This is a genomic window from Pseudomonas sp. TH43 (assembly GCF_016650635.1).
Lineage (GTDB): Bacteria > Pseudomonadota > Gammaproteobacteria > Pseudomonadales > Pseudomonadaceae > Aquipseudomonas.
In genome coordinates this window covers 2,310,888-2,330,307 of sequence record NZ_JAEKFI010000004.1, presented here as the reverse complement: position 1 = coordinate 2,330,307, position 19,420 = coordinate 2,310,888, and the positions used below count along the sequence as shown (strand labels likewise).

At 58.4% G+C, this 19,420-nt stretch carries 15 protein-coding genes; 8 read left to right on the top strand and 7 right to left on the bottom strand.

What is annotated here, in order from left to right:
- Positions 1 to 86: 86 nt before the first annotated feature.
- Entirely contained in the window at positions 87 to 1,577 is a 1,491-nt protein-coding gene (locus tag JFT81_RS26850; RefSeq protein ID WP_201230309.1) for an aldehyde dehydrogenase family protein, read from the bottom strand.
- Between the two features lie 163 nt (positions 1,578 to 1,740).
- Here JFT81_RS26850 and JFT81_RS26845 point away from each other — a divergent pair, with 163 nt between their 5' ends.
- Positions 1,741 to 2,640, top strand: coding sequence for a LysR family transcriptional regulator (locus tag JFT81_RS26845; protein ID WP_201230307.1), 900 nt, complete (start codon positions 1,741 to 1,743; stop codon positions 2,638 to 2,640).
- A gap of 82 nt (positions 2,641 to 2,722) precedes the next feature.
- On the opposite strand, the gene JFT81_RS26840 is transcribed toward JFT81_RS26845, so the two are convergent.
- Entirely contained in the window at positions 2,723 to 3,532 is an 810-nt protein-coding gene (locus tag JFT81_RS26840) for a helix-turn-helix transcriptional regulator (protein WP_201230305.1), read from the bottom strand.
- A 173-nt stretch (positions 3,533 to 3,705) separates the two neighbouring features.
- On the opposite strand from JFT81_RS26840, the gene JFT81_RS26835 reads away from it, so the two are divergent.
- The 5 genes from JFT81_RS26835 (at position 3,706) to nadE (ending at position 7,927) form a co-directional block, all read left to right on the top strand.
- Entirely contained in the window at positions 3,706 to 5,172 is a 1,467-nt protein-coding gene (locus JFT81_RS26835) for an alanine/glycine:cation symporter family protein (protein WP_242485647.1), read from the top strand.
- Positions 5,173 to 5,305: 133 nt separating this feature from the next.
- The gene (locus JFT81_RS26830) at positions 5,306 to 5,575 is read left to right on the top strand and encodes a hypothetical protein (protein ID WP_201200163.1); all 270 of its coding nucleotides are present in this window, start codon (positions 5,306 to 5,308) and stop codon (positions 5,573 to 5,575) included.
- Positions 5,568 to 5,822, top strand: a complete 255-nt coding sequence (locus tag JFT81_RS26825; RefSeq protein WP_201230303.1) for a hypothetical protein — start codon at positions 5,568 to 5,570, stop codon at positions 5,820 to 5,822. The genes JFT81_RS26830 and JFT81_RS26825 overlap by 8 nt, the downstream gene beginning before the upstream one ends.
- Before the next feature lie 49 nt (positions 5,823 to 5,871).
- Positions 5,872 to 7,095, top strand: coding sequence for a nicotinate phosphoribosyltransferase (gene pncB / locus JFT81_RS26820; RefSeq protein ID WP_201230301.1), 1,224 nt, complete (start codon positions 5,872 to 5,874; stop codon positions 7,093 to 7,095).
- A gap of 4 nt (positions 7,096 to 7,099) precedes the next feature.
- Positions 7,100 to 7,927: an ammonia-dependent NAD(+) synthetase gene (nadE, locus tag JFT81_RS26815; protein ID WP_201146858.1), complete on the top strand. Its 828-nt coding sequence runs from the start codon at positions 7,100 to 7,102 to the stop codon at positions 7,925 to 7,927.
- Between the two features lie 172 nt (positions 7,928 to 8,099).
- Here the strand turns inward: nadE and azu are convergent, their stop codons facing one another.
- A complete protein-coding gene (azu, locus tag JFT81_RS26810) occupies positions 8,100 to 8,543 on the bottom strand; it encodes an azurin (protein ID WP_201230299.1) in 444 nt (147 codons plus the stop codon).
- A gap of 341 nt (positions 8,544 to 8,884) precedes the next feature.
- On the opposite strand from azu, the gene JFT81_RS26805 reads away from it, so the two are divergent.
- Both JFT81_RS26805 and JFT81_RS26800 read left to right on the top strand, forming a co-directional pair.
- Positions 8,885 to 9,472 (top strand): TIGR00730 family Rossman fold protein, encoded by a 588-nt coding sequence (locus tag JFT81_RS26805; RefSeq protein ID WP_201230297.1) that lies wholly within the window; start codon positions 8,885 to 8,887, stop codon positions 9,470 to 9,472.
- Between the two features lie 68 nt (positions 9,473 to 9,540).
- On the top strand, positions 9,541 to 9,729 hold the full coding sequence (locus JFT81_RS26800) for a hypothetical protein (RefSeq protein WP_158836123.1): 189 nt from the start codon (positions 9,541 to 9,543) through the stop codon (positions 9,727 to 9,729).
- 207 nt (positions 9,730 to 9,936) lie between these two features.
- Here the strand turns inward: JFT81_RS26800 and JFT81_RS26795 are convergent, their stop codons facing one another.
- From JFT81_RS26795 to JFT81_RS26780, 4 genes are all read right to left on the bottom strand, one after another.
- Entirely contained in the window at positions 9,937 to 10,827 is an 891-nt protein-coding gene (locus JFT81_RS26795; RefSeq protein ID WP_201230295.1) for a transglutaminase family protein, read from the bottom strand.
- Positions 10,827 to 13,313 carry a circularly permuted type 2 ATP-grasp protein gene (locus tag JFT81_RS26790; protein ID WP_201230293.1) on the bottom strand — a complete coding sequence of 829 codons (2,487 nt, stop codon included), beginning with the start codon at positions 13,311 to 13,313 and terminating at the stop codon, positions 10,827 to 10,829. The genes JFT81_RS26795 and JFT81_RS26790 overlap by 1 nt, the downstream gene beginning before the upstream one ends.
- Before the next feature lie 70 nt (positions 13,314 to 13,383).
- Positions 13,384 to 16,677: a transglutaminase family protein gene (locus tag JFT81_RS26785; protein WP_201230291.1), complete on the bottom strand. Its 3,294-nt coding sequence runs from the start codon at positions 16,675 to 16,677 to the stop codon at positions 13,384 to 13,386.
- 336 nt (positions 16,678 to 17,013) lie between these two features.
- On the bottom strand, positions 17,014 to 19,326 hold the full coding sequence (locus tag JFT81_RS26780; RefSeq protein ID WP_201146853.1) for a YgiQ family radical SAM protein: 2,313 nt from the start codon (positions 19,324 to 19,326) through the stop codon (positions 17,014 to 17,016).
- Positions 19,327 to 19,420 lie beyond the last annotated feature (94 nt).

The following is a 19,420-nucleotide window of genomic DNA, read 5'->3' as shown; positions in this document are numbered from 1 at the left end:
GTTAGATTTTCAGGGCCGCTGCGCAGCCCGACGGGGATAAATCCCCTCGCCACAAGGGTTCACTCCGACAAGGGAGTTCTCATCGATCAGTCGAACGTGATGCCCTGCGCCAGCGGCAGCTCCAGCGAATAGTTCACTGTGTTGGTCTGGCGGCGCATGTAACCGCGCCATGCATCCGAACCCGATTCACGGCCGCCGCCGGTCTCCTTCTCGCCACCAAACGCGCCGCCGATTTCCGCACCGCTCGGGCCGATGTTGACGTTGGCGATGCCGCAGTCGCTGCCGACCGCCGACATGAACTGCTCGGCTTCACGCACGTCGGTAGTGAAGATGCACGACGACAGGCCCTGCGGTACAGCGTTGTTCAAACGCAGCGCTTCGTGGAAATCGCTGTAGCCGACCACATACAAAATCGGCGCGAAGGTTTCACTGCACACCACATCGCTCTGCTCCGGCATTTCGACGATGGCCGGCGACACGTAGTAGGCATTGGGGAATTGATCTTCGAGTTGGCGCTTGCCACCAAACACCCGGCCGCCCTCGCTCAGCGCCTGCTCCAGCGCATCCTGCATATTTTCGAAGCTGTGCTTGTCGATCAGCGGGCCGACCAGATTGCCTTCCAGCGGGTTGCCGATGCGCACTTTCGAATACGCGGCTTTGAGGCGGGTGACGATTTCTTCTTTCACCGACTCGTGGGCAATCAAACGACGCAGCGTGGTGCAGCGTTGCCCCGCAGTGCCGACCGCGCTGAACAGAATCGCACGCACCGCCATGTCCAGATCGGCGCTTGGGCCGAGGATCATCGCGTTGTTGCCACCCAGTTCAAGAATGCTGCGAGCAAAACGTGCAGCGACTTTCGGCGCCACTTCGCGGCCCATGCGCGTGCTGCCGGTGGCGCTGATCAGCGCGACACGCGGGTCATCGACCAGCGCCTCGCCTGCATCGCGACCGCCGATGATCACCTGGCAGAGATTGGCCGGAGCGTCACTGAAGTTTTTCACCACGCGATCAAACAGCGCCTGACAGGCCAGCGCGGTCAGCGGGGTTTTCTCCGACGGTTTCCACACCACCGGGTTGCCGCAGACCAGCGCCAGCGTGGTGTTCCACGCCCACACCGCAACCGGGAAGTTGAACGCGCTGATCACACCGACCACGCCCAGCGGATGCCAGCTCTCACGCATGTGGTGGCCCGGACGCTCGGAGGCGATGGTCAGACCGTACAGCTGACGCGACAGGCCGACGGCGAAATCGCAGATGTCGATCATCTCCTGCACTTCGCCCAAACCTTCCTGAGTGATCTTGCCCGCCTCCCAGGAAACCAGTTCGCCGAGATCATTTTTGTATTCACGCAATACTTCGCCGAACTGACGCACCAACTCACCGCGACGCGGGGCCGGCACCTTGCGCCAGGCCTCGAACGCATGATCTGCGCGACTGATGTGCTGCTCGACTTCGGCCGGGCCTTCCCAGTTCACGGCGGCAATACGGCTGCCATCGATGGGCGAATGCACCGGCACTTTGCCGTTTTGATAAAGGGCCGGGTTCACACCAAGACGATCAAGCAATGCGGCAACCATGGGTCACTCCTCAAGCGAAAAACTGAATGTGTGCGGGCGCTTTTTCGCGACCGGGCAGGCCTTTAGTTGTAGCGTCACAATGGCGAGGCAACAAACGACCTTTACGCGAGATATCATTCCGTTTATTCATGCTGGGCATAGAAAGACAAGAAAAGGATCGGCCATGCTGAACAAACGCCACTTGCCATCGATCACCGCGTTGCAGTGCTTCGAGGCCGTGACCCGGCACCTGAGCTTCACCCGCGCCGCCGAGGAGCTGAACCTGACCCAGAGTGCAGTCAGCAAACAAGTCGCACAGCTTGAAGAGTTGCTACAGCATTTGTTGTTCCGCCGCGTGCGCCGCCGTTTGCAGATGACGCCTGCTGGAGATTTGTACTTGGTGGAAGTACGAAAAATCCTCACGCAGGTGGAAATGTCGACCCATTACCTGCGTTCCTACGGCGGTGAGACTGAAGTCCTGCGTGTCTCTACACCGTCGACTTTCGGTGCCCGCTGGCTGGTGCCGCGCCTGAAAGGCTGGCGTTTGCGTCATCCGTCGATTCATCTGGATTTGTGCAACGAGCAGGAAGCCGATGATCTGCTGCAAGGTCGCAGCGATCTGGCGTTCTATTTCGGCCAGGGTTCACGGCCGGGGACTGAATGTTTGAAGTTGTTCGGCGAAGAGTTGGTGCCGGTGTGCGCGCCCGGCAGCCTGCCCGATCAGCCGTTCACTGACCCGACGCAACTCACCGATCTGGTCCTGCTGCAAAACGCCTCGCGCCCGCAAGCCTGGCACGACTGGTTCGACAGTCAGGGCTATCACACCGAACACAGCTACCACGGCCCGCGTTTCGAAACCTTTTATATGTGCATCCGTGCCGCGCAAGTAGGCTGCGGTGTGGCGCTGTTGCCACGGTTTCTGGTGGAAGAGGAATTGGCCGATGGCAAACTGGTCATTCCCTGGCAGCATGCAATGCCGAGTTCCGACGCCTATTACCTGGCCTACCCCGAGCATGCGGCGGAAGTGCCGAAGGTGCGGGATTTCGTCAAATGGATGCTCGAACAGATTGATAACCCCCTGTAGGAGCTGCCGAAGGCTGCGATCTTTTGATCTTCAAAACCAACATCAAAAGATCGCAGCCTGCGGCAGCTCCTACGAAAATTTGTCAAACAATCACAAACAGGCCATCCACAACCTGAGCTTGAGCGAGACGCGCGCGCAGATCGGCATCAATGGCGCAATCATCAGCTTTGTACAACCGGACACGACGATAGGCCGCGACCCGATCAATTTCCTGTCCCAGATAATCCCAGACAACTCTTGAACAGGAAGGAGCTCGATGATCAGCAGCCGAAACGCCCAGCTTCAACCCATTTAGCCGTGTAATACAGCTTTTGAAACTTGGGATAAGAATAGTCTGACTGATCTCGTTTGAGGTCAACGACTCATAATCCACGAGGAAAATTCGATCTCGCAGGTAATAAGCAACACCTTTATATCGATATCTTTCAAACGCGCCTTCCACCCCAGACATCTGTAACTGTTCGTTTCTCTCATAGACTATGTCACCGCCTTCTTCCCGCACATGCACAAGCGAACACAGAATAGAACCGGGTTCAGTCATCGCGTGATAATACTCGTGGTAATAACCCGTGTGAGCCATCAGTTCTGGAGAGGATTGTTTGCGCAGGTGTCTCAACACTCTTTGTGACACTGTTTCTTCATCAAAGAGCCTTGCCTTGCTGGTTTTAAGGCTAACCAAAGCGATGAACTGCTCGCTTGGCAGGCGCATCTCAAACTCTTCCACACCAAAAAAATCGCAGATACGCTTGAGATTAAAAGGCGCGGGCATACTATTCCCACATAGGTACTTATTGAATTGCCCACGATTAATACGAACTTTCCTACAGACTTCCGCGACAGATATGTAGTGACTACACAAAAACTTCAAGTTAGCAGAAAAAAACTCACACATAAATGACTCAGCAAAAACTCAGGAGCTCCCACCATAGCAGCAACTAGCATCACATTTGAGCAACTTGCGAAATTGCATCGAAGGAAATATGGCTGGATATTACGGCTCCTGAAAGGCTTCAGGACTGGCGACACCAATAATTCGCCAGCACTTCACATAGCAAGGAGCTTTGAATGCTAGACATCATCAATGACTTTCTGTCAGGCAAGGTATTAATACCCTTGGTTCTTGGACTGGGAAGCTATTTCACTGTCCGATCGGGATTTGTTCAGTTCAGATATTTCCTCCATATGTTTGGCGTATTACACGGCAGTTGGCGCAGCAACAGCCTTCACTTGAGTTCATTTCAGGCACTGATGCTCAGCCTTGCCGGGCGAGTCGGCACGGGTAACATCGTCGGCGTCGGGATCGCGGTAAGCATGGGCGGGCCTGGTGCGGTGTTCTGGATGTGGATGACTGCTCTCTTGGGCATGTCGAGCAGCTTTTTCGAATGTACGCTTGGGCAGCTCTATAAGCGTAGCGATGGCAAAGGCCTCTATCGAGGGGGCCCATCCTGGTACATACAGCACGGTCTGGACAAGCGCTGGCTCGGCATGATCGCAGCGGCTCTATTGCTGGTGACCTTTGGGTTTGCGATCAACGGCCTCGAATCGCATGCGGTATCACATTCACTAAAAGATGCGTTTGGCGTGGCGCCGATCTGGTCAGGGCTTGCACTTGCGCTGATGTTGGGGATCGTTTTCATCGGCGGGATAAAGCGCATAGCGGCAGTTGCTGACCTTCTGGTGCCTATTAAAGTACTGGCCTACATTGGCGTGACGGCCTACGTGATGGTTCTGCAGTTCGATCAAGTTCCGACGATGCTCATGACCATTATCAAAAGCGCGTTCGGGCTGGACCAGGCCTTTGGTGGGCTGGTGGGCAGTGCAATTATCATGGGGGTGAGACGCGGCGTATTTTCCAATGAGGCAGGACTGGGAAGCGCTCCCAATGTCGCATCAGTAGCGAAGATCGGCCACCCGGTTGCACAAGGTGTAGTACAAGCGCTGAGTGTTTTTATCGACACATTCATAATCTGCACCTGTACTGCGCTACTAATTTTGTTATCCGGTTTCTACCAACCGGGATTTGAAGGGGACGGGATTACTCTGGCGCAAAACTCGCTGGCAGCCGTTGTAGGGGAATGGGGAAAGATGTTTATCAGCGTCGTGCTTGCGCTATTCGTATTTACGGCGATGCTTTACAACTATTATTTGGGAGAAAACAGCCTACGATTCATGTTGGGTGAACCTCGGAAAACGCTGCTCTTGTACCGTGGATTGGTGTTGATATTAGTGTATTGTGGCTCCGTCGAAGATCTGTCAACTGTTCTGGCCTTTGCAGACATCACCATGACGCTACTCGCGCTTGTCAATCTGGTAGCAATGTTCTTGCTCTTCAAAATCAGCATGCGTGTAGTGCGCGACTACGATGAACAGCGTCGTGCTGGAATCAAAAGACCTATTTTCGATTCAAAAAAATTCCTGGATCTGGATATCGATCCTATGGCCTGGCCGCCGCAATATGACAGCCCAGTCATAACCGTTCATAGCCAGCCCCTTATTTCTTCGAACGCCAGCAAACAGATTGCCAACACTTAAATAGTGCATGCAAAGTCATTAAAGCAACTAATGACTTTGCAGCCAATACATCAAAACAACCTGAACATAAAACCTCAAGAACCATGCTTTCTTCGAACCGCCACGACCAGAACAAACTGAAGGAGTTTATCCCATGAATCGCTTTTACCCCCTAAAAGCAAATGCAACGAATACTCCAACATACTTCATAGACTCACATGCCACACCCAATCAATTATTCGAAGACGCCTGTTTCAGAATTCGCGCATCCGCGGGGCTTTTGGAAGCTTTTACATTAGTCACCATCAAAGGCACTAACGATTCTGATTTTTACAAATTAATACTTCCAGCTTACGTGCTACTTCAGGACGGCGTTGACACACTGGAACAGATCACCTTCAAAGGAGGCATCATTCATGTATAAAATAGTCACCCAGGAAATGCTCAGAGCCGCTTTGATTAAAGCAGTCGAAATCAATCTGATACCAAAACACTCTCTACTGGCCGATTATTTAAAAAGCGGAGAACAACTTGAACACGTCATTAAAGCCGCGCTTGAGGCGCAACCGAAAATAGCTAAGTTTTGCGGGCTGAGATGTATGGCATCAGAGGATCTTTCACTTGAAAGCAAAAAAGCGCTGGCAATTCCCACCACTGATATGCGCCACTAGCGCCATCGATTGAGACCGCGCCACAGCGCGGCGCACCTGGAGACCCTTTATGAGCGAGAGTGTGTTTGCCGATCGCATCGTGCAGAACCTGCTCGACACCGACTTCTACAAACTGACAATGATGCAGGCGGTGCTGCACAACTACCCCAACGTCGAAGTCGAATGGGAGTTCCGTTGCCGTAACAGCGAGGATTTGCGTCCGTATCTGGCCGAGATCCGCTATCAGATCGAGCGCCTGGCCGAGCTGAGTCTGAGCGCCGATCAACTGAGTTTTCTTGAACGCATCAGCTTTCTGAAACCGGACTTCCTGCGCTTCCTTGGGCTGTTCCGCTTCAACCTGCGCTACGTGCACACCGGCATCGAGAACGGCGAGCTGTTTATCCGTCTGCGCGGGCCGTGGCTGCATGTGATTCTCTACGAAGTGCCGTTGCTGGCCATCGTCAGCGAAGTGCGCAACCGCTATCGCTACCGCGAAACCGTGCTCGAACAGGCGCGTGAGCAGCTCTATCGCAAGTTCGACTGGCTGACCGCCAATGCCTCGGCTGACGAGTTATCGCAACTGCAAGTCGCCGACTTCGGCACTCGCCGGCGGTTTTCCTACCGGGTACAGGAAGAAGTGGTCAACGTGCTCAAGCACGATTTCCCCGGCCGTTTCGTCGGCACCAGCAACGTCCACCTGTCGCGCGAACTGGACATGAAACCGCTGGGCACCATGGCCCATGAATGGATCATGGCTCACCAGCAACTCGGCCCGCGGCTGATCGACAGTCAGATCGCCGCGCTTGATTGCTGGGTCCGCGAATACCGCGGCTTGCTGGGGATCGCCCTCACCGACTGCATCACCACCGATGCTTTTCTCGGTGATTTCGATCTGTTCTTTGCCAAGCTTTTCGACGGTCTGCGCCACGATTCCGGGGATCCTGTGGTCTGGGGCGAAAAATGCATCGCGCACTATCACAAGCTCGGTATCGACCCGATGAGCAAGACCCTGGTGTTCTCCGACAGTCTGACCTTGCCCAAGTCGCTGGAGATATTCCGCGCACTGCACGGTCGGATCAACGTCAGCTTCGGCATCGGCACCAACCTCACCTGTGACATTCCGGGTGTTGAACCGATGAGCATCGTGCTTAAAATGACCGCATGCAACGGCCAACCGGTGGCGAAGATCTCCGACGAGCCAGGCAAGTCCCACTGCAAAGACCCGAATTTCGTCGCCTACTTGCGACATGTTTTCCAGGTTCCTGCCGATTCCCGTCTATCTAGCAAGGAGTGAATTCATGCAAGCCGTACAGCGTGAGATTGCGCAGCAGCTCAAGGTGCAACCGCCGTTCGCCGACTACCAGGCCTTGCAGGCCGAAGTCGCACGGCGCATTACCTTCATTCAGGATTGCCTGGTCAACTCCGGGCTCAAAACGCTGGTGCTGGGCATCAGCGGCGGCGTCGACTCGCTGACGGCGGGCCTGCTGGCCCAGCGCGCCATGCGTGAACTGCGCGAGCAAAGCGGCGACAACAGCTACAAGTTCATCGCTGTGCGCCTGCCGTACGAAACCCAGTTCGACGAGCACGACGCCCAAGCCTCAGTGGACTTCATCGCCCCGGACGAACGCCACACCGTCAACATCGGCCCAGCGGTGAAGTCGCTGGCCAGCGAAGTCGCGGCGTTTGAAGGCAAACACGCGGTGTCGGTGGATTTCGTCCTCGGCAACACCAAGGCGCGGATGCGCATGGTCGCCCAGTACACCATTGCCGGCGCGGCGCATGGGCTGGTGATCGGCACCGATCACGCGGCGGAAGCGGTGATGGGCTTCTTCACCAAATTTGGTGATGGTGCCTGCGACCTGGCGCCGCTCAGCGGTCTGGTGAAAAACCAGGTTCGGGCGATTGCCCGCAGCTTTGGCGCGCCCGAGTCGCTGGTCGAGAAAGTCCCGACGGCCGACCTTGAGGATTTGTCCCCGGGCAAACCGGACGAAGCGTCGCATGGTGTGACGTATGCCGAGATCGATGCGTTCCTGCACGGCGAGCCGGTACGTCAGGAAGCGTTCGACATCATCGTCGCGACGTACAACAAGACCCACCACAAACGCGTGATGCCGTTTGCGCCGTAATCGGTGATGGAATGAAAAAGCCCGCTGAGGAGTGATCCTCAGCGGGCTTTTCTTTGGCCATTGCATTCACTGATGCGGATGGCCCCTTCGCGAGCAGGCTCGCTCCTACATTGACGGTGTGAACCTGTGGGAGCGAGCCTGCTCGCGAAGAACGATGACGCGAAGGTCCTGATTACTTAACAGTAATGGTGCCTTTCATCATCGAGATGTGGCCAGGGAACGAGCAGAAAAAGCCGTAGCCGCCATCTGCAATCTTCGCCACGTCGAAGGTCAACGAGTCGGTTTCCTTGGCGCCGATGATTTTGGTGTGGGCGATGATGCGAGCATCGCCTTCTTTCAGGTAATTCTTGTCGATGCCGGCGGCCAGGCCATCGGTGGCGATTGGCTGCATGTCAGCTTCTTTGCTGATCACCAGGTTATGGCCCATGACGTTCTTCGGCAGGCTGCCGGAGTGGGTCAGTTCGACGGTGAAGGTCTTGCAGCTCTTGTCGATCACGATTTCCTTGGTGTTGAAGGACATCTGATCGGTGGAGTCAACGGTGGTTTTGCACTCGGCAGCCATCAATTGGCTGCTGGCCAGCGCCAGCAGGGATACCGCAACAACTTTGGAAAACATGGTGAATCTCCAAGGCAGGGTTAACAAAAACACTAATGGTTGAAAGACTGCCTGAAATCTTCGCAAGTTCCTATGACTTGAGTCAAAAATTGTATACAACTTTCAGGCTATGACACTCATCGACACAATCTAACGGCCAGATCAACCAGCAGAACCTATGATCGGCGCATCCCCTTGAGACGGAGTGCCAGTGATGATCTTTAACGGCCTGTTGTGCAGCCTGCTTGCCGCGTATGCCTGTGGTGCCAGCGGCACCTGCGAAATGCCCAAGCGCGAAGTTTAGCCCTTGGATCAAGGCGTGCCAGCCATTACCCTGTGACGGATTGACCCAGGAGGAAGGCATGTCTCTGAAATCCGTGTGTGTATTTTGTGGTGCCAACGCTGGCACTGTTCCGGCGTATACCGAAGCGGCCGTCGCCCTTGGCCGGGCGCTCGCCGAGCGCAAGCTGACCCTAGTCTACGGCGGTGGCGCCGTGGGTTTGATGGGTATCGTTGCCGATGCGGCATTAGCCGCTGGCGGTGAAGTGATCGGCATCATTCCGCAAAGCCTGATGGACAAGGAAATCGGCCACAAAAGCCTGACACGCCTGGAAGTGGTCGATGGCATGCATGCGCGCAAGGCGCGGATGGCCGAACTCAGCGATGCGTTTATCGCGCTGCCCGGCGGCCTCGGCACGCTCGAAGAGCTGTTTGAAGTCTGGACCTGGGGCCAGCTCGGCTATCACGGCAAGCCGTTGGGCTTGCTGGAAGTGAACGGTTTCTACAGCAAACTCACCGCATTTCTCGACCATATCGTCGGCGAAGGCTTCGTTCGCGCGCCACACCGTGACATGCTGCAAGTGAGCGAATCGCCGCAAACGCTGCTCGATGCCTTGGATAACTGGAAGCCGACCGTCACGCCAAAGTGGGTCGACCAAAAACCCGGTTAACCCTCTGACGTCGATACAGGGCAGAATACGCGCCGCTCAACCTCACCTTCGACCCTAGAGGATCGCCCATGGCCAAACCCAATTACTCCTTCGCCAAACGTCAACGCGACTTGGCAAAGGAACAGAAGAAAGAGGAAAAACTTCAGCGCAAGAAACAAACCGCTGAAGAAGCAGCACTGAACCCTGAGGGTGAAGTGGCAACGGAAGATGATGTTGATGCAACTGAAGCACCGAAAGATCAGGCGCCCGACGCCTGAGCCCCACCGGGTTTGATGATCGAATCAGACCCTGCGGATTTGTGACGGGGCTGGCGGTTTCACTGCCGGCCCTCACAGCCCCCTTTCCGAAACACCCCAATTCCCTTGTCGGAGTGAGCCTGCTCGCGATAGCGGCGTATCAGTCAAACATCTGCTGCCTGACACACCGCTATCGCGAGCAGGCTCACTCCTACAGTTTGATCTGCGTTAATCCAGGGGCATCACGGTGACGCGTACTTCCGGATCGTGGTTGCCGCCGCCGAGGATCACCCCGCGTAGCGGCGACACATCGGAGAAGTCCCGGCCCCAAGCCAGCGTGATGTGCTCCAGCGCAGGTTGCACGTTGTTGGTCGGATCAAAATCCACCCAGCCCAATATCGGGCAAAACACCGACACCCACGCATGCGATGCATCGGCGCCGATCAATCGCGGCTGCCCCGGTGGCGGCTGGGTCAGCAGATAGCCGCTGACATAACGCGCGGCCAGGCCGCGGGAGCGCACACACGCCAGCATCAGATGCGCGAAGTCCTGACAGACACCACGCCGCCGCTCCAGCACTTCTACCAGCGGCGTCGCCACCTGGGTGGCCTCGGCGTCAAAGGTGAATTCGCTGAAGATCTTTTGCATCAACGCCTGCACACCCTTCAGCAACGGCTGCCCCGGCGCAAAACAACTGTGCGAGAACTCGACAAAACTGCGCTTCAAATGCACATACGGTGACTGAAAACGATAGCGGCAAGCCTCAAGCAAATCGGCAGACAACGGCTGGCTGCTGTAGGTCAGCGCGTCGCGGGTCTGCTCCCACGCGGGGGATTGATTGAAGTCGAGCGCCGGTCGCGCCAGCACTTCGACGCTGAGCCGCGCATTGACCTGCAACTCATCATGCGGTCGCTCGAACGCGAGTCGGGTCAGCGGATTGCCGAATACATCCAGCTCATCGCGCCGCGCCGTCGGCTCCGGACTGATCAGCAGTTGCCGTTCGGTGCAACGCTGCCAGGTGCATTCACGAGGCCACAGATGCGCCAGTTGCTGCGCCAGCGAAACCGGGCTGTCGTAGTGATAACAGGTGTCGTGGAAAATCTGGTACTGAGCACTCATCAGACGGACACCGTACGCTGGCTGACATCATCGACATGAGCAAAATGGCGCAGGGCCAGGCGATCCGACACTTGCCCACTGGCCTCGGCAATCTCTTGCAGCATATCCGCCAGACCATCGAGCGCCGCACGCACGCTGGACTCGCCGAACAACGGGTTTTCCAGACAGCCCAGATCGAATCGCGCCAGACGCTCCACCAGTGATGACAAACCCGCCTCCCGTGGCGCAGCGAAATCATCGTTCAAACGTTTCACCGTGCGGGTGACCAGTTTCAACTGGAACAACACCGCGTGCGGGTTCTGCTCGTCGAGCAGCAACAGGTCGAGCACTGGAATCAGCTGCGCCACCGCCAAATAGCGTGACCGATAAGTGATGCTGCTGTTGCCCAGCTCCAACAGCCATTCCAGCCCCGCCTGATCGAACGCCCCGGCGCCACGCAGAAACGCCGCGAGGCTGCTGCTGAGAAACTGCAGGCGCTCGATACGGCGGCCGATCATCAGGAAGCGCCAGCCCTCGTCGCGGGTCATGTCGTCCAGGGCAAACCCGGACAGCGCCGCCAGCGACATCACCAGACGGTTGAGGAAATCCAGCAACTCGCCGAAATCCGGCTCATCGGTGTCCAGCTCCATCGCTTCGCGCTGCAATTCCACCAACGCCTGCCAGTTCTCTCGCGAGAGCTTGCCACGCACCTGCGAAGCGGCCCATTGCAAGCGTTGCAGGTTGGAGCGCAGGCTGAACGACCAGTCTTCGCCGAGCAGCGCCGCCAACAGCCGCTCCGGCAGCTCGCCTTCATCCGGCAACAGCGTCAATCGCTCACCGAGCTCGACCGCTGCCTGCAACGCTTGCGGGTCATCACCGTCGACGTAACGCGTCAGCATGATGCGCAGCAGCCGCGCACTGTCATCGCAGCGCTCGCAATAACGACCAAACCAGAACAGGTTTTCCACCACCCGCGACGGCAGGTACGGATCGCGGCGTACCAGATCGTGCACGCCGACATTGCGCTGGGTTTTCCATTGTTCGCCACTTGGCGGCCGATCACCAAGCACCCAGGTGTCCTTGCTTGCCCCGCCGCGTTGCATCGACACCACCTCGGCATCGGCCTCAGCGGCGACCCGGGTCAACCCACCGGGCAGCACGCGATAGCCGTCACGACTGGCCACCGCGTACATACGCATACCAATTGCACGGGGTTGCAGTTGACCGTCCTCAGGCTGCCAGATCGGCGCTTGGGAGAGCTGAGCCAATTCTTGCGAGACATAGGCATAAGGCCGCGCCTGCATGCGCTCAGCCAGTTGCTGACGCTGTTTTTCACTCAAATCACGGCCAAACACCGGCGCGAAGCTTTGCGAGGGGAAGGCCGGTTTGATCAGCAACTCGGGGAGTTTTTCCAACGCCTGAGCCAGCACCGGCGCCTCACCGCACCACCAGGTCGCGATGGACGGCAGGATCAACTCTTCGCCAAACAGGTATTGATTTATTTTCGGCAGAAACCCGAGCAGGCCCGGCGATTCCAGGACACCGCTGCCCAATGCGTTGGCCACCAGCACGCGGCCCTGACGAACCGCTTCAAGCAGGCCCGGAACGCCGAGCGCCGAATCGGTGCGCAGCTCCAGCGGATCGCAGAAGTCGTCGTCGAGGCGGCGCATGATCGCGTGAACCCGCCGCAAGCCGCTGAGGGTTTTCAGGTAGACCGTGGCATCGCGCACCGTCAGGTCGCCGCCTTCGACCAGCGGATAACCGAGCTGGCGGGCCAGATACAAATGTTCGAAGTAGCTTTCGTTGAAGCGTCCCGGCGTCAGCAATACCACCAGCGGCACCTCATCGCCGCTCGGCGCCTGACGCGCGAGGGTTTCCTGCAATGTGCGGAAGAAACCGGCCAGATGCTGCACCTTCAGGTCGCGGTACAACTCGGGAAAAGCACGGGAGACGATAGTGCGGTTTTCCAGCGCATAACCGGCGCCCGACGGTGCTTGCGTGCGATCCGCCGTCACCCACCAACGGCCATCCGGCGTTCGCGCCAGATCCACCGCGTACAAATGCAGAAAAGCACCTTCCGGCGGCGCGATGCCCTGACACGGCCAAAGAAAGTTGTTGTGACCAAACACCAGTTCCGCCGGCAGCAATCCTTCGCTGATCAGCCGCTGCGGCCCATACAAATCAGCCAACACAGCGTTGAGCAGCCGCGCACGCTGGGCGATCCCGGCCGCCAATTGCTGCCATTCATCCGCCGCAATCACATGCGGTAGCAGATCCAGTTCCCACGGCCGATCCGCACCTTTCGGGTCGGCATAGACGTTATAGGTGACGCCGTTTTCCTGAATCTGCCGGGCCAGCAACGCTTGACGCTGCATCAGTTGCGCCGGGGTGCTGCGCTGTAACTGATCGAACAGTCGCTGCCAGTGCGGGCGCACTGCGCCACTGCTGTCTAGCAGTTCGTGATAAGTGCCCGCCGTCAGCGGGTAGCGGTCTAGCAGGTCAGGCATGGAAAGCTCGGCAGACAGCAGGGAACGGTCAGACTAACGCAGGCACATGACGTGCGGATAGACGAAAAATCTAAGCGTCGCGTACGATTTGGAAGCGTCGTAAATCGATTGTCATCGGTAGCTCGTCACTGATTTCCATGTTCGGTATAGGAAGTTTCCCTGGCGTGTGTCCGACGCGGAAGAATCGCGCCATCCGCCGGCTCTCCGCTTCGTTGGCATTGATCGGCAGCGTCTCGTAATTACGCCCACCCGGATGCGCGACATGGTATTGGCAACCGCCCAGCGAGCGGCCCATCCAGGTGTCGAGCAAGTCGAATACCAACGGCGCGTGTACAGCAATTGTTGGTTGCAAACAGTTGGCCGGTTGCCATGCGCGGTAACGCACCCCAGCGACAAACTCGCCAACTCGCCCGGTCGGGTGCAACGGCACCGCGACGCCATTGCAGGTCAGCAGATAGCGCTGCGGCGGCACCCCTTTGAGCTTGACCTGCAATCGCTCCAGAGACGAATCGACATAGCGCACCGTGCCGCCTGCCGTGCCCTCCTCGCCCAACACGTGCCACGGCTCAAGGGCCTGACGCAGCTCCAGCTCGATGCCATTGACGGCGTAGTCGCCGACCTTGGGAAAACGAAACTCCAGATGCGCCGCGAACCATTCCGCTCGCAACGGATAACCGGCGCTGTTGAGTTCGACGATAACGTCGGCGAAATCCTGCTCGATAAAGTGCGGCAACATAAAACGGTCGTGCAACTCGGTGCCCCAGCGCGCCAGTTTCGGCGGCGCATAAGGCTCGCGCCAAAAGCGCGCAACCAGCGCACGCAGCAACAATTGCTGAGCCAGACTCATGCGTGCATGGGGCGGCATTTCAAAGGCGCGCAACTCAAGCAAGCCGAGACGCCCGGTGGCGCCGTCCGGCGAATACAGTTTGTCGATGCAGAATTCGGCGCGATGAGTGTTGCCCGTGACGTCGATCAGCAGGTTGCGCAGCAGTCGATCGACCAGCCACGGCGCGCACTCCTCGCCGGGTTCCGGCATCTGCGCGAAGGCGATTTCCAGCTCGTACAGCGCGTCATTGCGCGCCTCGTCGACGCGCGGCGCCTGAGACGTCGGGCCGATGAACAAGCCGGAAAACAGGTAGGACAGCGACGGATGGTTGTGCCAATAACTGATCAGGCTGCGCAGCAGATCGGGGCGGCGCAGGAACGGCGAATCCGCCGGCGTCGCACCACCGAGAACAAAATGATTACCGCCGCCGGTGCCAGTGTGGCGGCCATCGATCATGAACTTCTCGGTGGTCAGGCGAGTTTGCCGCGCTTCTTCATAAAGAAACTCGGTGCGCTCGACCAACTCGTCCCAACTGGCGGACGGCTGCACGTTGACCTCGATCACGCCCGGATCCGGGGTGATGCGAAAGTTGCTCAGGCGCGGATCGCTCGGCGGCTCATAGCCTTCCAGCAGCACCGGGCAATGCAGTTCTGCAGCGGTGGCTTCGATGGCCGCCACCAGTTGCAGATAATCCTCGACCTGTTCCAACGGCGGCATGAACAGATACAAACGCCCCTCGCGCGCCTCGGCGCAGAACGCCGTGCGGGTCAGCCAGTCGGCGGATTCGTCGATTTTCGGCGCGCGCTCCTCGGCGCTGGCCGGTTCGGCATGATGGTTAAGTTGCGCGGCATCCGGCAGTTCGGGAAAGTCCTGATTCGGATCCTGGGGATGAATGAACGGGTACTCCGCCGCTTTCACCCAAGGCTGCGAACCGAGCGGCAAACGATAGCCCAGCGGCGAATCTCCCGGCACCAGTCGGCAATGCTCGTCGCGCAGGTACCAGCGCCCGCTCTGCCATTGATCGCCTTTGGCATTACGCGCCAACGGCAGCACCTGACCGATGACTTTATCGAGCCCCTGACTGAAGACTTTGCGCAGGCGCGCACGCTCCAGAGGCTCTTCCAGACGCGAGTCTTCGGCGCTGACGTTGCCCGGTAACGTGCCCTCACGCCATAGGTAGTAGAAATTGTCCTCGTAGGCCGGGAACACAAAGCGTGTAGGCAATTTCAGGCGTTCGGCGACACTCGCCAGAAAGCGCCCCGCCAACTCACCATTGGCGCCATAGTCCTGCTGCTCGTCGGCAATCAACGCGTCGTTGTGCCAGATCGGCACGCCGTCGCGGCGCCAATAGCAATTCAGCGACCAGCGCGGCAATTGCTCGCCGGGATACCACTTGCCCTGCCCGAAATGCACCAGCCCCTGCGGCGCGTAATGTTTGCGCAGGCGCTGGAACAGCTCCGCGGAGAGCCGACGCTTGTCCTCACCTAACGCAGCGGTGTTCCATTCGGCACCGTCCGGGTCATCGATGGAAACGAAGGTCGGTTCGCCGCCCATGGTCAGGCGCACGTCGCCTGCCAGCAAGTCGGTATCGATCTGCCGCCCCAGCGCCTGAATCGCCAGCCACTGCTCATCGGTGTAGGGCTTGGTGACGCGCGGCGCCTCCCAGATCCGCTCGACCGACATTTCGTGGCTGAACTGTGTTTCGCAAGGTTCGACCATCCCGCTGATCGGCGCTGCCGAAGAGGGATCAGGACTACAGGCCAGCGGAATATGCCCTTCACCGGCGAACAGTCCCGACGTAGCGTCGAGGCCGATCCAGCCGGCGCCCGGCAGATACACCTCGCACCAGGCGTGCAGGTCAGTGAAGTCGACTTCGGTGCCGGAGGGGCCGTCGAGGCTTTTCACATCGGCAGTCAGTTGAATCAGGTAGCCGGAGACGAATCGCGCCGCCAGCCCGAGGTTACGCAACAGTTGCACCAGCAACCACGCCGAATCCCGGCAGGAACCGGAGGCGTGTTCGAGGGTGTGTTCCGGCGTTTGCACGCCCGGTTCCATGCGAATCAGGTAGCCGATGTCCTCGCTCAGACGCTGATTGAGCGCCACCAGAAAGTCCACAGCAGGCAATGGTGTGCGGTCGATGGCGTCCAGATAGGCTTTGAATTTCGGCGTCAGCGGCAGCGTTTCGAGGTACGGCGACAGCTCCTTGCGCTCATCGGCAGCGTAGGCGAAGGGGATTTTCTCGGCGTACGGTTCGAGGAAAAAGTCGAACGGGTTGAATACCGCCATCTCCGCCAGAAGATCGACTTCGATGCGCAGCTCGTCGGTTTTCTCGGGGAACACCAAGCGTGCGAGGTAGTTGCCCTGCGGGTCTTGCTGCCAGTTGATGAAGTGCTGCTCGGGCGAGACTTTCAGCGCGTACGAGAGAATCCGCGTGCGGCTGTGGGCGGCCGGGCGCAGGCGAACGATCTGCGGGCCGAGTTCGACAGCGCGGTCGTAGCGGTAATGCGTGACGTGATGCAATGCGACATGAATCGACACGGCGTGCCTCCTGCGAGCCTAAGCGTATTCGAAAGCGCGCAAGACTTATGCCATGCAGAGGCTTGGGCGCTTTAGTGGAATGCTCAGGGCAGTACAGCACCAAAATCGGGCGACGCGGGGAAATGGTTTAGCGAAGTTGCGCCTAAATGTGGCGGGCGGTTGATATGCAGTGTTTGATCGGGCGCTTTCGCGAGCAGGCTCGCTCCCACATTTGGAATGCGGCTCCCTGTGGGAGCGAGCCTGCTCGCGAAGAGGCCAGCGGCTAAAACACATTTGCCGGGTCTGAAATGCAAAACGCCAACCCGAAGGTTGGCGTTCTGTTGAGCTTAGAGCAGCTTAGCGCGGCACTACTGGCTTGCGGGTCGGCTTCGGCCCTTTGCCCTTGGCGGCGTCCTTGCGTTCCTTGGCCGCTTGCTGGTTGCGGGCGAACGCCGCAGCCTTGGCCTGTTCACGCTTGTCCCAAGGGTTACCACCGTCACTGGCACGCGGCGGCAGACCGGTGTGCTGGGTGAGAATCTTGGTGGTCTTCTCTTTGCCTTCCTTCGCCACTTTATGGCTACCGGCCGGTGTCGAGTTCTTGCGACGTGCGCTCTGGTAGCTGTCGGTGGCCGGCTGATGCGTCGGGATCAGTTGATCCTTGCCCGAACCGATCAGGTCAGCGCGACCCATGCGGATCAGCGCCTCACGGAGCATCGGCCAGCCTTTCGGATCGTGATAACGCAAGAACGCCTTGTGCAAACGACGCTGCTCTTCGCTCTTGACGATGGTCACGCCGTCGCTCTTGTAAGTGACCTTACGCAGTGGGTTCTTGCCCGAGTGGTACATCGCGGTGGCAGTGGCCATCGGCGACGGGTAGAACGCCTGCACCTGGTCAGCCCGGAAGCCATTGCCCTTGAGCCACAAGGCCAGGTTCATCATGTCTTCGTCAGTGGTGCCCGGATGCGCGGCAATGAAGTACGGAATCAGGTACTGCTCTTTGCCCGCTTCCTTGGTGTACTTCTCGAACATGCGCTTGAACTTGTCATAGCTGCCAATGCCCGGTTTCATCATCTGGTTGAGCGGACCTTCCTCAGTGTGTTCCGGGGCGATCTTCAGGTAACCGCCAACGTGGTGGGTCACCAGCTCTTTGACGTATTCCGGCGACTCGACCGCGAGGTCGTAACGCAGACCGGAGGCGATCAGGATCTTCTTCACACCCGGCAAGGCGCGGGCGCTGCGGTACAACTGAATCAGCGACGAGTGGTCGGTATTCAGGTTCGGACAGATGCCCGGGAACACGCAGGACGGCTTGCGGCACGCGGATTCGATTTCCGGCGTTTTGCAGGCGATGCGGTACATGTTCGCGGTCGGGCCGCCAAGGTCGGAGATGACGCCGGTGAAGCCTGGCACCTTGTCGCGGATCTCTTCGATTTCGCGAATGATCGACTCTTCGGAGCGGTTCTGGATGATCCGGCCTTCGTGCTCGGTGATCGAGCAGAAGGTGCAACCGCCGAAGCAGCCACGCATGATGTTTACCGAGAAACGGATCATGTCGTAGGCCGGGATTTTCTCCTTGCCGTACGCCGGGTGCGGAACACGGGCGTAAGGCATGCCGAACACGTAGTCCATTTCTTCAGTGGTCATCGGAATCGGCGGCGGGTTGAACCAGACGTCGACTTCGCCATGCTTCTGCACCAGCGCGCGGGCGTTGCCCGGGTTGGTTTCCAGGTGCAGCACGCGGTTGGCGTGAGCATAAAGAACGGCGTCGCCACGGACCTTTTCAACCGATGGCAGACGAATCACGGTCTTGTCGCGGGTCATGCGCGGGCTGGCCAGAATCTGCACGACCTTGGCTTCCTGCGGATCTTCGACCGGCCCCTTCTCTTGCTCGATGGCGCAAGCCTGGGTGTCCTGGGTGTTGACGTACGGGTTGATGATCTTGTCGACCTTGCCCGGACGGTCGATACGCGTCGAGTCAACTTCGTACCAGCCTTGCGGCGTGTCACGACGAATGAATGCGGTGCCGCGCACGTCAGTGATGTCTTCGATCTTGTGACCGTAGGACAGACGCTGGGCCACTTCGACAATTGCGCGCTCGGCGTTGCCGTACAGCAGAATGTCGGCGCTGGCGTCGATCAGGATCGAGTTACGCACGCGATCCTGCCAGTAGTCGTAGTGCGCAATGCGGCGCAGGGAAGCTTCGATGCCGCCAAGCACGATCGGCACGTGCTTGTAGGCCTCTTTGCAGCGCTGGCTGTAAACCAGGCTCGCGCGATCCGGCCGCTTGCCGGCCATACCGCCGGGGGTGTAGGCGTCGTCGGAACGGATTTTCTTGTCGGCGGTGTAGCGGTTGATCATCGAGTCCATGTTGCCGGCCGCGACGCCGAAGAACAGGTTCGGCTCGCCGAGCTTCATGAAGTCGTCTTTCGACTGCCAGTTTGGCTGCGCGATGATCCCGACGCGGAAGCCTTGCGACTCCAGCAGCCGGCCGATGATCGCCATGCCGAACGACGGGTGATCGACGTAAGCATCACCGGTAACGATGATTATGTCGCAGGAATCCCAGCCAAGCTGATCCATCTCCTCCCTGCTCATCGGCAGGAATGGCGCTGGCCCGAAACATTCGGCCCAGTACTTTGGATAGTCAAATAACGGCTTGGCTGCTTGCATGTCGATAACCGGTGTTGGCTTTCATTGAATTTCGCGGGCGCGGAATATAGCACAAATTTTGACCAATTCCGACGGCTGTGGTCGGAAATTGTGC

What these genes read in the sequence shown, in the direction of transcription:
- JFT81_RS26850 (WP_201230309.1), bottom strand. Translation starts at nt 1,577, where the DNA reads ATGGTTGCCGCATTGCTTGATCGTCTTGGTGTGAACCCGGCCCTTTAT.
- JFT81_RS26845 (WP_201230307.1), top strand. Translation starts at nt 1,741, where the DNA reads ATGCTGAACAAACGCCACTTGCCATCGATCACCGCGTTGCAGTGCTTC.
- JFT81_RS26840 (WP_201230305.1), bottom strand. Translation starts at nt 3,532, where the DNA reads ATGTGTGAGTTTTTTTCTGCTAACTTGAAGTTTTTGTGTAGTCACTAC.
- JFT81_RS26835 (WP_242485647.1), top strand. Translation starts at nt 3,706, where the DNA reads ATGCTAGACATCATCAATGACTTTCTGTCAGGCAAGGTATTAATACCC.
- JFT81_RS26830 (WP_201200163.1), top strand. Translation starts at nt 5,306, where the DNA reads ATGAATCGCTTTTACCCCCTAAAAGCAAATGCAACGAATACTCCAACA.
- JFT81_RS26825 (WP_201230303.1), top strand. Translation starts at nt 5,568, where the DNA reads ATGTATAAAATAGTCACCCAGGAAATGCTCAGAGCCGCTTTGATTAAA.
- pncB (WP_201230301.1), top strand. Translation starts at nt 5,872, where the DNA reads ATGAGCGAGAGTGTGTTTGCCGATCGCATCGTGCAGAACCTGCTCGAC.
- nadE (WP_201146858.1), top strand. Translation starts at nt 7,100, where the DNA reads ATGCAAGCCGTACAGCGTGAGATTGCGCAGCAGCTCAAGGTGCAACCG.
- azu (WP_201230299.1), bottom strand. Translation starts at nt 8,543, where the DNA reads ATGTTTTCCAAAGTTGTTGCGGTATCCCTGCTGGCGCTGGCCAGCAGC.
- JFT81_RS26805 (WP_201230297.1), top strand. Translation starts at nt 8,885, where the DNA reads ATGTCTCTGAAATCCGTGTGTGTATTTTGTGGTGCCAACGCTGGCACT.
- JFT81_RS26800 (WP_158836123.1), top strand. Translation starts at nt 9,541, where the DNA reads ATGGCCAAACCCAATTACTCCTTCGCCAAACGTCAACGCGACTTGGCA.
- JFT81_RS26795 (WP_201230295.1), bottom strand. Translation starts at nt 10,827, where the DNA reads ATGAGTGCTCAGTACCAGATTTTCCACGACACCTGTTATCACTACGAC.
- JFT81_RS26790 (WP_201230293.1), bottom strand. Translation starts at nt 13,313, where the DNA reads ATGCCTGACCTGCTAGACCGCTACCCGCTGACGGCGGGCACTTATCAC.
- JFT81_RS26780 (WP_201146853.1), bottom strand. Translation starts at nt 19,326, where the DNA reads ATGCAAGCAGCCAAGCCGTTATTTGACTATCCAAAGTACTGGGCCGAA.